This window comes from Sorangium sp. So ce385 (assembly GCF_051474135.1).
GTDB classification, from domain to species: domain Bacteria; phylum Myxococcota_A; class Polyangia; order Polyangiales; family Polyangiaceae; genus Sorangium; species Sorangium cellulosum_D.
This window is the reverse complement of the sequence record NZ_CP150337.1, coordinates 10918157-10932008: the sequence shown is the minus strand read 5'-3', so window position 1 is coordinate 10932008 and position 13852 is coordinate 10918157. Positions and strand designations below refer to the sequence as shown.

At 73.2% G+C, this 13852-nt stretch carries 13 protein-coding genes; 8 read left to right on the top strand and 5 right to left on the bottom strand.

Annotation, left to right across the window (positions count from 1 at the left end; all coding sequences use genetic code 11):
- Positions 1-5: 5 nt before the first annotated feature.
- Positions 6-983, bottom strand: a complete 978-nt coding sequence (locus WME83_RS40015) for a phosphotransferase family protein (RefSeq protein WP_437314970.1) — start codon at positions 981-983, stop codon at positions 6-8.
- Positions 984-1425: 442 nt separating this feature from the next.
- Here WME83_RS40015 and WME83_RS40010 point away from each other — a divergent pair, with 442 nt between their 5' ends.
- Both WME83_RS40010 and WME83_RS40005 read left to right on the top strand, forming a co-directional pair.
- Positions 1426-2472 (top strand): PEGA domain-containing protein, encoded by a 1047-nt coding sequence (locus WME83_RS40010; protein ID WP_437314969.1) that lies wholly within the window; start codon positions 1426-1428, stop codon positions 2470-2472.
- Positions 2466-2783 (top strand): hypothetical protein, encoded by a 318-nt coding sequence (locus WME83_RS40005; RefSeq protein ID WP_437314968.1) that lies wholly within the window; start codon positions 2466-2468, stop codon positions 2781-2783. The genes WME83_RS40010 and WME83_RS40005 overlap by 7 nt, the downstream gene beginning before the upstream one ends.
- A gap of 37 nt (positions 2784-2820) precedes the next feature.
- On the opposite strand, the gene WME83_RS40000 is transcribed toward WME83_RS40005, so the two are convergent.
- Genes WME83_RS40000 through WME83_RS39990 form a run of 3 tightly spaced genes read right to left on the bottom strand, consistent with a single transcriptional unit; the run spans position 2821 to position 5974 of the window.
- Positions 2821-4041, bottom strand: a complete 1221-nt coding sequence (locus WME83_RS40000; protein WP_437314967.1) for a DUF790 family protein — start codon at positions 4039-4041, stop codon at positions 2821-2823.
- Entirely contained in the window at positions 4028-5509 is a 1482-nt protein-coding gene (locus WME83_RS39995; RefSeq protein ID WP_437314966.1) for a DEAD/DEAH box helicase, read from the bottom strand. The genes WME83_RS40000 and WME83_RS39995 overlap by 14 nt, the downstream gene beginning before the upstream one ends.
- Positions 5510-5563: 54 nt before the next feature.
- On the bottom strand, positions 5564-5974 hold the full coding sequence (locus WME83_RS39990) for a 6-pyruvoyl trahydropterin synthase family protein (protein WP_437314965.1): 411 nt from the start codon (positions 5972-5974) through the stop codon (positions 5564-5566).
- Positions 5975-6137: 163 nt separating this feature from the next.
- On the opposite strand from WME83_RS39990, the gene WME83_RS39985 reads away from it, so the two are divergent.
- Both WME83_RS39985 and WME83_RS39980 read left to right on the top strand, forming a co-directional pair.
- Positions 6138-6734, top strand: a complete 597-nt coding sequence (locus WME83_RS39985; protein WP_437314964.1) for a YqgE/AlgH family protein — start codon at positions 6138-6140, stop codon at positions 6732-6734.
- 159 nt (positions 6735-6893) lie between these two features.
- Positions 6894-7361 carry a Dps family protein gene (locus WME83_RS39980; protein WP_437314963.1) on the top strand — a complete coding sequence of 156 codons (468 nt, stop codon included), beginning with the start codon at positions 6894-6896 and terminating at the stop codon, positions 7359-7361.
- A gap of 33 nt (positions 7362-7394) precedes the next feature.
- Here the strand turns inward: WME83_RS39980 and WME83_RS39975 are convergent, their stop codons facing one another.
- Positions 7395-8252, bottom strand: a complete 858-nt coding sequence (locus WME83_RS39975; RefSeq protein ID WP_437314962.1) for a CvfB family protein — start codon at positions 8250-8252, stop codon at positions 7395-7397.
- Between the two features lie 169 nt (positions 8253-8421).
- Here WME83_RS39975 and WME83_RS39970 point away from each other — a divergent pair, with 169 nt between their 5' ends.
- The 4 genes from WME83_RS39970 (at position 8422) to WME83_RS39955 (ending at position 13852) form a co-directional block, all read left to right on the top strand.
- Complete coding sequence (locus WME83_RS39970; protein ID WP_437314961.1) at positions 8422-9864, top strand: TIR domain-containing protein; 1443 nt, start codon at positions 8422-8424, stop codon at positions 9862-9864.
- Between the two features lie 75 nt (positions 9865-9939).
- Entirely contained in the window at positions 9940-10668 is a 729-nt protein-coding gene (locus WME83_RS39965; protein ID WP_437314960.1) for a penicillin-insensitive murein endopeptidase, read from the top strand.
- Between the two features lie 270 nt (positions 10669-10938).
- On the top strand, positions 10939-12696 hold the full coding sequence (locus tag WME83_RS39960; RefSeq protein ID WP_437314959.1) for a hypothetical protein: 1758 nt from the start codon (positions 10939-10941) through the stop codon (positions 12694-12696).
- Between the two features lie 316 nt (positions 12697-13012).
- The gene (locus tag WME83_RS39955; RefSeq protein ID WP_437314958.1) at positions 13013-13852 is read left to right on the top strand and encodes a DUF4202 family protein; all 840 of its coding nucleotides are present in this window, start codon (positions 13013-13015) and stop codon (positions 13850-13852) included.

Here is a 13852-nt window from a genome sequence, read left to right as displayed (position 1 = left end):
CGCGCTCAGCCGGCTTTCAGCCAGTCCATGCTCGCGCCCATCAGCTGCCTGGACAGGTTGTAAACAGAATCCGTGTCATAATTCCGGTAATAACATTCCGTGTTCATGATCAGGGCGAGGTGCAGCGAATACAAGCAACACCTTTGTTCCTCCTCGCGGGTGAAGGAGGTCTTGCCGTAGCCGCGCATGCTGTGGGTGATGCCGTCGCTGAAGAGCGACCGGAACTGGGACTCCATCAAGGGATCGGCCCACAGCGCCCTCTCGAAGTCGATGATGCCGGTGACCCTGCCGTCCTTGACGAACAGGTTGAGGTCCCAGGCGTCCCAGTGGACCAGGCGAGGCGTGGTGATCTCCTCCAGCGCGGAGGCGTGCTTGAGGACGGCGGCGCGGATCTCGTCGTAGCCGTAGTCGTACGCCACGTTCTTCCTCGCGCCGTCGTCGAGCACCGATTCCATGATCTCGAGGAACGCCTCTCTCCATGTGCTCGCGCGCAGGTCCGGGTTCCCGTCATAACCGAAATAGGTGCCGGTGAAGCCGTTGATCTCCCGGATGATCTCGCCGATGTGCCGATCGATGGACGCCTGCGCTTCGGGGGGCAGGCTCGGCCTCACGTGCTCGAGGTTGTCCCCGGCGACCTTCTCCATGAAGAAATAGTCCGAGTCGCACAGAGCGCGGGCGTCGTCGTAGAAGTAGACCTCGGGCACCGGAATGGCCGGGTTCTGCCGGGCCAGGCGCATGGCGGCGACCTCGGTGGCCATGAGGTTCTTCTCGTACGACAGGACTTCCGCGTCTCTCGGAGGCGCGATCTTGAGGATGACCTCCCGGCCGTCGGCGAGCCGGACGTCGTAAGCCGCGTTGAACCAGCCTTCCTTCAGCTCGCGCACGGCATCCTCGCCGCTCGCGAGCGCCGCGCCCCCGAAGGCCCTGGCGGCCATGGCCGCGATCTGCGGGCGTGTCTTCGTGTTCTTGGTCTTGCTCTCCACGGCTTTCCCTGGGTCGTCGACGGCCGGTGTGATCAGCGCAACAGCGCCCGCTGTGCTGGACTCGGGCCGCTGTCGGGGCGCGGCCGGGAGTGTACCAGGGCACGGAGCAGGGGGACCGGCTCTTTGCGGCAACCCATGGGTGCTGCGCGTGCGCGCCCGTCGCCGGGAGGGGCTCCCGGATCCAGCCTTCTCGATGGGGCCGGCGGCGGCGGGCGCGTGCTGGAGCGGCAGCGGCTCCCGACCGGCCACGCGACCTACCGCCTCCGCGGCGGCAAGCGCCCTGTGCGGCCGCGGATCACGCCGCCGGAGGGAACGCGGGCGTGGACGCAGGCCTGCGGGACCGTGGAGCGACGACGCTGCCAATTGACTTGGGATCGCCGCAGCAAGTATCTCAGAGTGCGTGCGTCGCTTCATCTCCTGGCTGCTGCCATGTGCTCTCGGGATGTCCGTCGCCGGTGTCGGGAATGCGGCGAGCGCGGACGAGCCCTACCTCGATCCGGACGCGCGCGCGGCGTCGATGACGACGGGGCTGCTGCGCCGCGCCAGGCAGGCGCAGGCGGCCGGGCGGCAGGTGGCGGCCGCGGCGACCTACGAGCGGGCGCTGGAGGCCGCGCAGGCGGCGTGGACGACCGACGCGGAGCGGGCGACGATCGCCGGTGAGCTCGGGCTGGTCGAGCTCGCGCTGGGGCGGCATCGGGACGCGGCGACCCACCTGGCGCAGTGCCTCCAGCACCGGGGCGTGATCAGCGGGTGGCTCCGCGGCCAGGTCGATGATGGCCTGCAGCGCGCCACGAAGCGCGTGGCGACGGTCTACGTGACGACCAACCCGCCGGGCGCCGAGGTCCTGATCGACGAGCAGGCGCTCTACCCGCCGGAGCCGGTCCACGAGGTGTTCGTGGAGCCGGGGCAGCACACCGCGCGGGCGCGGCTCGAGGGGCACGAGGAGGCGGTGAGCTCGTTCTTCGCCGAGGCTGGCCTGACGCACCCGGTCGCCCTCAAGCTGCGGCGCCTTCCGGAGCGCGTCGCGCGCGCGCCCGAGGCGGCCCCTGGTGCGCCGCTGTCGGCGGCTCCGGCTGCGCCTCCGGGGTCGACCTTCCCGCTGGCGGAGCTGCGCATCGGCGGGGTGGCGCTCACGACGGCGACGGTGGCGGCCGGCACGGTCTTCCTCCTGCGGTCCGGCGTCCTCCGCGACGACCTCGCCGCGCAGGAGGCCGCGCTCCGCCGCGGGGGAGGGGACCCGTCCGCGTGCGGGGCAGCGGACGCGCCGCCGGGGTGCGCCGAGGTGCGCGACACGGCCGAGGCGCGGGACCTGTTCCGCGAACTCGGGGTGGGGACGCTGGTCGCGGGCGGCGTCTTCGCGGCCGTGACGGCGGCCGCGTTCCTCACGGATCTGTCGTACCTGGCGCGCGAGCCGGCCCGCCAGGGCGTCCGCGTCGTGCCGGTGATGACGGCAGAGCGGGCGGGGGTCTTCCTTCAGGGCACGTGGTGACAAGGGACGAGACGTGGCGATCGCTACACGACGCGACGCTCGAGACGATCGAGCTCCGCTGGGCGTCTGGCGACGTGCGCCTGCGGGTCCGCACCGTTGACGCAGAGCAGCCTCAGCTCGTCGTGGTGGCATCGTCGGTGCGCCGGATGGAGTGCGAAAGGCAGCTGCCCTGGGAATTCAGCGCCTCGATCAACGAGGTCCGGGGACCTTTCCCCGCAGAGGGCGAGCTCGCGCGCGTGGAGATCGAGATGCAGTCAGGCGACGTCCTCCGCATCGAGGCCGTCGACTTCTGCCTTCAAGGAGCAGATTGAGCCCACCCCTCGGCGCTCCCCCCGGCCCCCTCAGCCCTCACGCCCCTCCGCGCTTGCCGTCCAGCCGCGCCAGCACCGCCCGCGGCGACATCGTCGCCCGGTACACATAGATCTCCCCCGCCTCGTCCTCCCCCAGCACCTCCTCGCTCACGCGGAGCTGCTTGCCGACCGCGAGCAGGATCCTCGCCGGAAACCCCTTCCGGATCAGCTCGACGCGTCGCCACACCGCGTCTCGGCTCCAGAAGCCGAACGCCTCCAGGTACACCTCCTCCCCGGTCTCCGCGTTCAGGAACACGAGGTCCGGGACGCACACCACCTCTCCGGGCAGCGCGAACAGCCGCTCGTTCGGCGACACGGTCCAGGGCGATCCGAGCTTTCTGAACCCCTCGCAGAACGCGTCGAGCTCCGGCGTCGTGTCCGCGAGCTCGCGCCCGTGGAACACGAGCCCGTCCGCTGGGCCCATCTCGACCGCGAGCGGCTCCTTGTCGCGCCCCCAGCGCAGGTCGGCGCGCAGCCGGAACGAGGCGCACGAGAGCACCGACGGGAGGAACATCGCGAGCCGCAGGCCGTAACGCTGCACCGCATCGAACAGGCTGAACGGGCCGTCGAGCACGATCGTGTAGCCGGAGACCGGATCGCCCTGGACCACGTGGATCAGCCCGTGAAACCGCGCCGCGCGGAAGAGCCGCCGGTACCGCGGGGCGCTCTCGCCCTCGACGCGGATCGTCACCTGCGTCGCCTTCAGCAGGATCGACTGCGCCAGCGACAGGTTGTACCGGTCGAGCAGGATCTCCGGCGCGTCCGCGGCCGCGCGCCGGAGGATCTCGGCGCCGCGCAGGTCGGCGTAGAGCCCCGCCTCGATCGCGGCGGGCGTCGTGCCGAGCCGGGCGGCCACCTCGTCGAGCACCGCGGCGCGATCGAAGCGGGCGCGGACGTCGAGGGCGCGGTGCGCCGCCGCCGCGGCCAGGAACAGCTCCCGCCGGAGCGCCTCGGGGTCGACGCCCTCCTGCACCTCGTACTCGCAGCCGTCCTCGAGCACCTTCCGCAGGCCGAGCGCGGCGACGCGATCCCGCGCGGGCACCTCGACGGCGTCGAGCGCGGCCTCGACGTCGTCGCGGCGCTCGCCGACGCGCTGGGACAGGATGTCGATGTACGCGCGCGCGACCGGGAGCAGCCGCTCGGCGGCGGCGCCGCGGAGGTACTGCGGGACGAGCAGCCCGGCCCGCCGGCGGACGCGGACGAGATCACTGGTAAGCAACGTGCTCCCGGCGCTTGTCGCTCACCCGCTGCTCGCTCGTGCCGAGGGCCACGAGCTCGTAGAGGATCGCCGTCTTGTTCTCGCTCCGCCGCAGGATGCGGCCGAGCCGCTGGACGTGCTCCCGCACCGAGCCGCTGCCCGACAGGACGATCGCGACGTTCGCCTCGGGCACGTTGACCCCCTCGTTCAGCACCTTCGACGTGACCACCGCCGACAGCGCGCCGCGGTTGAACGCCTCGAGGATGGCGCTGCGCTCCTTCACCTTCGTCTGGTGCGTGATGGCCGGCAGCAGGAACTGCCGCGAGATCTGGTAGACCGTGGCGTTGTCCTCGGTGAAGACCAGCGTGCGATCGGCGCGGTGGGCGTGGAGCAGCCGCGCGAGCACGTCGATCTTGCCGGGCGCGCAGAGGGCGAGGCTCCGCTGCCGGCGGTACGCCTCGAAGGCGCGGCGGCCGGCGTCGGACTGCGAGCTCAGCAGGATGAACTGCCCCCACCCCTCGGGCATGCGGATGCCGTTCGCGCGCAGAAAGCCGATGTACACGCCGCGCGCCGCCTCGTACGCGGCGCGCTCGTCCTCCGAGAGCGGGACGTCGAGCCGGACGACGTCGTAGGCCGCGAGGTACTGCCCGGAGAGCTCGGTGATCTCCCGGCGGAAGACGATGGGGCCGATGAGGTCGTCGTAGCCCCGGCCGTCGGCGCGCTCGGGCGTCGCGGTGAGGCCGAGGCGGAAGGGCGCGAGGCACATCTTCGCGGCGAGCGCGTACGACGGGCTCGGCAGGTGGTGGCACTCGTCGAAGATGACGAGGCCGAAGCGGGCGCCGAGCCGGTCCATGTGGGCGTGCGCCGAGTCGTAGGTGGTCACCGTCAGATCGAGGACGTCGTGGTAGCCGCCGCCGAGCAGGCCGATCGGGACGCCGAACGCGGCGGAGAGCCCGTCGTACCACTGGTTCAGGAGATCGAGCGTCGGGACGACCACGAGCGTGCTGCGCTGCCGCGCGGCGATCGCGAGCGTCGCGACGAACGTCTTGCCCGCGCCCGTCGGGAGCACGACGACGCCCCGGCTGCGCCGCCCGGCCCACGCCTCGAGCGCCTCGCGCTGGTAAGGGAAGGGGTCGTGCTTGGCGAGCGGCTCGAGCGGCAGCGCCTCGTACTTGCGGGCGGCATCGGTGAAGGCGACCCCGCGGGCGCGGAGCCGGAGGACGAGCTCGGCGTAGTCGATGGCCGGCACCCGGTAGACGCGCTCGCGCGCGTCCCAGCGGCAGGACGCGGGCAGGCACGCGGGGTCGAGCGGCGCGCCCTCCGCGGCCGAGCCCGGCGCCCCGTCGCCGCCCGGCGCCTCCGCCGGGAGGGCGCCGCCGTCGAGCTCGCCGGCGGGCGCCAGCGCGGGGCGCGGCGCGATCCCCTCGATGCGGAGGGTGCCGCCCTGGAAGCTCAGGACGATCGGCGCTGTGCGGACCGGCTCGGTCATCGGCGCCCTCTTTTGCCGCGGGCGGGGCCGCGTGCCAAGCCCGGAGCGCGGCGATCAGGCCAGCTCGGTCGGCATGATGGAGGCGCCGCGGATCGGCGCGCGGTAGCGGACCCACACGAGCGGGGACTCGTGCAGCGTGATCGTGAGGGTGGTGCCGGCGTTCAGCGGGAGCCGGCGGCCGAGCTCACGGTGGATGTAGCGCGCGATGAGCTCCGGGGTCGAGCGCTTGCCATCGAAGGCCGGGTGCTCGTCGAGGTTGCGGTAGTCGATCTCGGCGAGCACGCCGCGCAGGTTGTCCCGCAGCACGCTCGTCTCGACCACCTGGCCGAGGGGCGACAGCTCCTCCCGGTCCACCTCCACGCTGACGGTGTAGGTCGCGCCGTGCAGGCGCTGCGCGGGGCCGAACTGCTCCCCCTTGAGGCTGTGGGCCACCATGATGTGATCGCGGACGCCGACCGTGTACATGGTCGCACTATACCCGTCGTTCCGGCCTCGGAGGGAGATCCCAATCGCCTGCCGCGGCGGGCGGGAGTAAGGTGCGGACGGGTCCCCGCTCGGCCCGCCGCGTCGGCAGGCGGGTTCGTGCGGGACGCAGTGACCGGTCGAGCGTTGCGAGGGAGGATCGCCGATGAACAGCGAAGCGAGCGTGCTGGCCCCTGGGTTCCTCATCGCGTCGCCGCCCCTGGGCGATCCGAACTTCGACAAGACGGTCGTGCTGCTGGCGGTCCACAGCGAGAGCGGAGCGCTGGGGTTCGTGGTGAACCGGCCGGCGCCGATGACGCTCGGCGAGCTCCTGTCGTTCGCCGGCTACGGCAACGAGCTGAAGGACCCGGCGCCGGTCTACCTCGGCGGGCCGGTCCAGCCGAGCTCGGGGTGGATCCTGTGCCTCGATCCGGCGCTCGGGGCCGAGGAGTCGGGCGTGATCCCGGTGGGCTCCCGGGTGCGGGTCACGTCGTCCCGGAGCGCGTTCGACACGCTCGCGGCCGACGCGGTGCGCGGCGCGGCCTCGGCGGACCCGCGGAGGAGGACGGTGCTCCTCGGCTACAGCGGGTGGGGGCCCGGGCAGCTCGAGCGGGAGATCGCCGCGGGCGCGTGGCTGCCGGTGCCGCTCGACGAGCGGATCCTGTTCGACGTGGCCGCGGAGCAGCGCTGGGAGCAGGCGTATGCGCTGCTCGGGCTGCGCCCGATCGAGGTGCTGTCGATGCGCAGCATCGGAGAGGCGTGAACGCGGGCGGCCGGAAGGCGCCTCCCGATTGACTCGGCACCGGCGCGCACGAACCTTCCCGGCCGCGCCTCGCCCCCCAGGGAGGGCGCCGTGCGGGCCTTCACCTCCGCAGCGGCCGGCCCATCGATGCAGAGAGCACACGCCACGAGAGGAGCCATCATGGAGATCAACATCGGAATCGACGCCAAGACCCGCGAGCAGATCGGCGCTGGGCTCGGCCGTGTCCTGGCCGACACGTACACGCTTTACCTGAAGACGCACAACTTCCACTGGAACGTCACGGGTCCCATGTTCCAGACGCTGCACCTCATGTTCGAGCAGCAGTACAACGAGCTGGCGCTCGCCGTGGACCTCGTCGCCGAGCGCATCCGCGCGCTGGGCCTGCCCGCGCCGGGGACCTACAAGCAGTTCGTGGCGCTCTCCTCGATCAAGGAGGAGGACGGCATCCCCAAGGCGACCGACATGATCAGGCTCCTCGTCGAGGGGCACGAGACCGTGGCGCGCACGGCGCGCGAGATCTTCCCGGTGGCCGAGCAGGCCAACGATCAGCCGACCTGCGATCTGCTCACCCAGCGGCTGCAAATCCACGAGAAGACCGCGTGGATGCTGCGCAGCCTGCTCGAGTGACCCCCGGGCGCCGGGGCTCGGCCGGCGTCCGGCTCAGCGCCGGTGGGGGACGAGGAACCCCTCGCCGTCGACGGCCACCGCGCGCTGCTTCAGGAGGCGGCCCACGGCGCGCTTGAACGCCTTCTTGCTCAGGCCGAAGATCGCCCGGATCTCGTCCGGGCTCGAGCGGTCGCCGACCCGCGGCGCGCCCGGGCGGGCGAGCCGCGCGAGGATCGTCTGGGCGTCGTTCTCGAGCTCCTCGTGGGCGTGGCCGCGCAGCGAGAGCTCGACCTTGCCGTCGGACAGCACGCTGGTCACGCGGAACCGCGCCGCCTCGCCGCGCGCGAGGGCGTGCGGCTCGTCCGCGGGGACCAGGCCGACGAAACTGCGCTCGAGGATGACGAACAGCCCGAGCCCCGGCTCGTTGCGCCACGCCTCGCCGTCGACCCACTCGTCGAGATCGAACTCCCCCTTGTCGCGCAGCATCTCGCTGACGCGCATCGTCCCCGCGAGGCGGCCGGTCCTGTCCACGATGAGGCCCACCGGGTGCCGCTGCCCGACCCGCAGCTCGCGGGTCTGCTCCGCGTGCGGGACGAGCAGCTCCTTGGGCAGACCCCAGTCGACGAACGCGCCGAAGCGCGCCACGTCGGTGACCTCGAGGAAGGCGACCTCGCCGAGCGCGACCTTCGGGCGGCGCGCGGTCGCGATCGGGCGATCCTCCGAGTCGAGGTGGACGAAGACCTCGAGCTCGTCGCCCTCCAGCGCCCCCTCGGGCACCTCGCCGCCCGGCAGGAGGAGCACCGGCGCGTTCGGGCGCAGGTCGCCCGGGTCGGGCGAGAGGAACGCGCCGGGCGGGCCGAACCGCCGTATCGGCAGGGTGACCACGCGCCCGAGGAGATCGTCGTACGGCATCGGCGCGCAGTCTTGCACAGGCGGGGCGGCGCGGGGTCGTCGCCTCGACGCCGGCGGCGCGGCAGGCTGACCTCGCCGGCGAGGACGAGCGCCTGCCCCGCAGGGTGAGGATGGTCACGCGGGCGAGCCCTCGCGTATACTCGGCGGGATCCATCGCAGGGGGAGACGCGTGCCTGGACCCGTCGAAGTGTTCATCTCCTACGCCGACGAGGACAGGGCGCTCCGGCGTGAGCTGGAGGAGCACCTGGCGATCATGCAGCGGCAGGGGCTCATCCGGGCCTGGCACGCCGAGCGGGTCGCCCCGGGGCAGGGCTTTCGCACGCTCATCGACAGCCACATCAGCGCTGCCCAGCTGATCCTGTTGCTGGTGAGCCCGACGTTCATCGCGTCCGACAACTGCTATGACCGTGAGATGGCCAGGGCCCTCGAGCGATGGCAGCGCGGCGAGGCGCAGGTCATCCCCGTCCTGGTCCGCCCCTGCGAGTGGGACCAGACCCAGCTTAGGCGCCTCCGCCCGCTGCCGGACAACGGGCGCCCGGTCGTCAACTGGCCGTCTCGCGACGACGCCTGGCTCAACGTGGTACAGGGCATCCGCCGCGTGGTCGAGCAGCTGGCCCGCGCGCCGCGCCGCGAAGCGCACGCGGCGCACCGCGGGGCGCCGCCCGTCTCGACGCCCTCGCCGCCGGCCGTCGCGCAGTCGGCCTGGCGCCTCTCCGCGCCCTCCGATCCGGGGGTGGCCTCCTGGCCGCCGCGCGCCTCGGCGCCCCCGCACAGCGCCTCGGCGCGCGCCATGTCAGGTGTCCCGCAGACGCTCCCCGACGCCGACCCTCCTCCGCTCGCGGCGCGACCGGCCCGCCGTTCCAGCCCGCTGCGCCGGATGATCGGCCTGCTCACCCTCGGCGTGGCGGGCGCCGCCGCGGTGTCGCTCGGCCGCGGCGTGGACCGCGACGATGCCGCTGAGCCGTTGTTCCCCACGACCGGAGCGCCACCGGTCGTGTCGCTGCGCGTCCCGCCGCATCAGCCCGGCGCGTCGCCGGCCGCCGGTGCGCGCCCGGCGGCCGGCGACGCGTGCCCCTCGCCCTGCTGCGGTGGACACCAGTGCGCTGTCGACAGCCAGAACACCGAGAAGCCGGTGTGCCTGGCCGGTGAGCCGAGCTGCCGGGAGTGCTCCTCCGGCCGCGCGTGCATCCCTGGCGCGTGCGGTGACATGCTCCCGCCGGCGCGACCGTTGAAGCTCCGGCTCGCCCACGCGGTCCTCCGAGGCCAGCTGCTCGCGCCCGGCGCGCGCGTGTGCGTGCGTCGCAGCGCCTCGGTCGATCCGTGGACGTGCATGCCCCACGACGACCGGGCCGATCGGCCGGACGCCGACCCGAGCAGCGGCATGAGCGCACGACTCCCGATCACCGTCGCTGACCTGATGACCGGAGGAGGCGTCGATATCTGGATCGACGGAGGCATGACGGGAAACGCGCCCATCGCGGCGCACCGTCACGCATCGTACAGCGAGATCGGCGTCTTCGCGCTATGCCGCGGGCTCAGGTTCGACCTCCAGGACCCGTTCAATCCATCCGCGCAGGTCGGCAGCGTCTCCTTCTATCTCGATGACCCCTAGCGTGGGCTCTCTTTGCCGCGCGAGGGCCCGATCGGCCCGGGGCCCCGGCCCCGCGGAGGGCGGGGAGTCCCCGGGATGCTCCGCCCGCGCCTGAAGCGCCTCGCGCTCGCCGCCGGTCTGCTCCTCCTCGCGCCCGTCGTCGTGGCGCACGCCCGCGTCTGGCTCGACGACGACGCGCCCTCGGAGAGCGCCGGCAGCCCGGCGCAGGGCCGCCTGCGGCACGGGCACCCGCTCCCCCCGTCGGGGCCGGGTCATGTGACGTATTCGTACCTGGGAGCGAGCCTCGGCCGCCAGTACGTGCACGGCGCCGTGCGCGACGCGCTGCTCGAGGCGTTCGCCGCCGTGTCGGCCGCGCGGCCTGGGCGGCGCTTCGTCGTGGGAGAGACGGGCCACCGCCAGGGCGGCGCGTTCTGGCCGCATCGCACGCACCAGAACGGGCTGAGCGTCGATATCTTCGTCCCGCTGCGCGACGCCGCGGGGCGGCCCGCGGACGTCGCGACCTACCCCTGGAACCAGCTCGGCTATGGGCTCGACTTCGACGCGCAGGGCCGCCGCGGCGACCTGGCGATCGACTTCGACGACCTCGCGCGGCTCCTGTCCGCGCTCGACGAGGAGGCGAGGCCGCGCAAGCTCCGGATCCAGCGGATCATCCTCGCGCCCGAGTACGTGCCGCTGCTCCTCGCGAGCCCCGCGGGCCGCGCCCTGGGCCCGCTCTCCGGGGCGATCCTCCGGCGCCAGGTCTGGTGGCGTCACGACGAGCACGCGCACATCGAGTTCGCGCTCGCGGCCGGCGCCCCGCGCTGAGCGAGGCAATCGACGGGGCGAGAGCGCAATGGGCGGCGCCGCGACAGCGCCCGTAGCGGCCGCGCTGCTCGCGCCGCCCGGAGGGCCCCGCGCTGCGGCGCGCCCCGCTTGGCATCGGCCCCCGCCCGCCCCACGCAGGGCTGGCAGCCCGGAGGACCGAGCACCATGCCGGTGCGCGGGCCGGGCTGCGCGCGCCGCTCCTTGCGGCTCGGGCGCGCTCCTGCGAGCCAGCCCGGCCCCTGCGAGCCGATCCCCGCGGAACCCCCCTCCATGACAGACAGCTCCGGATACCGCATGTACGTGTTCCGCAGCGGCCGCCGCGACGTCCCCGGGCCGCGGCTCGTCGCCGAGCTCGCGGACGACCTCCGGGCGCTCGCCGCCCCCGCCGATCGCGATCGCGATCGCGATCGCGATCGCGGCGTCGTGCTCCGCGCCTTGATCCGCGCCGGCGAGCTCGAATCCATCCTCGCCGACGCCGGCGCGGTCAGCGCCTCCCTGCTGGCGCGGTTCACGGACGAGCTCGCCGCCATGCTCGTCGGCGGCGACGGCGCGGGCGCGCCCGCGATCCCGGACGGTCCGACGTCGGATCACGGACAGCCAGACGCCTGTCCACCGACGGCCAGCCGCCTGACCGCGCCCGAGGCCCTCGCGGCGCTCGCGGCGATCGACGTCCCCGCGACGGTCCCGACCTCGCCGCCCGAAGGGTTCTCCTTTTACGCGCTCCACCCGCTCGATTTCGCCCGGCTCGCCGAGCGGCTCGCGTCCCCGCCGGCGCCGGTCCGGGTCGTCGGGATCCGCAGCATCGGCACCACCCTGAGCGCGGTGACGGCCGCGGCCCTGCGCCGGCGGGGGATCCGGGCCGGCCGCATCACCGTGCGCCCGTCCGGGCACCCCTACGATCGCCGCGTCGAGCTCGGCGCCCGGGAGCTCGCCTGGGTCGAGGACGGCATCGCCGAGGGGGCGCAGTTCTGGGTCGCCGACGAGGGGCCGGGCTTCAGCGGATCGTCGTTCCTCTCCACGGGCGACGCCCTGGTCGGCGCCGGCGTCCCGCGCGGGAACATCGTTTTCCTCGGCTCCAGCACGCCGGACCCCGACGCCCTCGTCGCGCCCGACGGCGCCCGCCGCTGGCGGTCGTTCCGCGCCGAGCGCGTCGAGGGCGGGAAACACGTCCCGGCCGATGCTGGCGAGTTCATCGGCGCCGGGACCTGGCGCCGCCGCTTCTATGACGACGAATCGCTTTGGCCGCCCTCCTGGACGTCCATGGAGCGATTCAAGTCTCTTTCCCGTGACGGCAGCCGGATTCTCAAATTCGAGGGGATGGGCCGCTACGGGGCCGAGTGCCTGGAGCGCGCCCGCGGCGTCGCTCAAGCCGGCTTCGGTCCGGCGCCGCGCGACGAGGGCGAGGGCTTCCTCTCGTATCCATGGCTCCCGGGCCGGCCGCTCGAGGCCGGCCACCTCTCCACCGCCGTGCTGGAGCGCCTCGCCGATTACTGCGCTTTCCGCGCCTCGGCCTTCCCCGTCCCGAGCCCTGCCAACGACGAGCTCATTACGATGGCACGTACAAATTTCTCAGTTGAAGTGGGAAATGAGCTCCCGGCGGAGCTCCACCTGGAGATCGCCCGTCCCGTGCTCGTGGATGGCAAGATGGATCCTCACGAGTGGCTCGGGTCGCCCTCAGGCGAGCTCTTCAAGGTGGACGCGGCCGGGCACGGCGACGATCACTTCCTCCCCGGCCCCACGGACATCGCCTGGGATCTCGCCGGGGCCATCGTCGAGTGGCGGATGGCGCCCGACGCCCGCCGCGCCTTCCTCGATCGCTACCGGCGCCGCTCGGGCGACGACCCCGAGCGGCGTTTGCCTGCGTATCTGCTGGCCTACGCGCTCCTGCGCCTGGGATACGCCGCGATGGCCGCGGCGTCGCTCCCGGACGAGGGCGAGGCGCGGCGTCTGGCCGCGGCGCGGCATCGCTATCGCTCTGCCCTGCTCGAGCGCCTCGCCCCCGCGGCCTCGCGGGGCGCGCTCGGGTAGCGCCGCTGGGCTGGCTCCGGATTGCACGTCACGCGCTCACTTGTTTCCTGACGCTGCTGTACGGAATTTCCGCGATGGTGCGACGGCCGATGCGGAGATAGGTTCACGGCGCCGTATCCGTGATTCGTCCGCGGCAGCCCTCGCGCGGAAGCCGGTTCGAGCTCGACGCCCGTCGCTGACCGAAGAACGCAAGCTCATGCTCAAGCGCCTGATCCTCATTGCCGGCTCTACTTCGAGCAGCGATGAACCATCGGCCCGCGGGACACCGCTGCTCTCCCCTGCCGACAAGGCGGCGCTCTCCCGGGAGTTTCCCGGCGTGGAGATCGACGCGCCCTGTCCGCCCGGGAACGAGCCCCACGCCGCCGTCGACGCCCGCGCGTGGCGCGCCTCGCAGCTCGATCTGTGGGCGCTCGACACGCACCTGCACGCGCTCGACGCCCGCGGCCTCTTCGACCTCCGGCTCCAGGGGCTCGATCGCGAGGGCGCGGCGCGCACCGCCTACGAGGTCCTCACCCGCTGCCAGCGCTTCGTCCGGAGGAGGAATGTCGCCTCCGCGACCGCGGTCTTCGCCCGCGTCCTCGGGCGGCACCGGGAGCTTTACGATCTCGACAGGCCGCTTGTCCGGGCCGACTACGATCATGCGATCGACGTCTGGCAATGGATGCTCCGGCTCGATCCGCGCGCGTCCGTCGCCGCGCAGGCGGCGGCGCTGTTCCACGACGTGGAGCGGCTCGTCTCCGAGGCGAACGTCCGGATCGAGCACCGCGCCGCGGACTACCAGGCCTTCAAGGACGAGCACGCGCGCCGCGGGGCGGCCCTCGCGCGCGCCGCGCTCGCCGGGGTCGGGCTCCCGCCCGAGGCCCTCGATCGGGTCGGCGCGCTGGTGGCGTCGCACGAGCGGCCGGGGGACGACGCCGAGCTCGCGCTGCTCAACGACGCCGACGCGCTCTCGTTCTTCTCGCTGAACAGCGCCGGGTTCCTCGATTACTACGGGCCCGAGCACACCCGCGCCAAGGTGGCGTACACGCTCCGCCGCCTCCGGCCGGAGGCGAGGGCGCTCGTGCCGCGCGTCCGCTGCCGCCCCGAGGTGGAGGCGATGATCCTCGGCGAGCCGAGGCGGACATCGGCGCCGGCCCCGGCGGAGACGCAGGCCTAG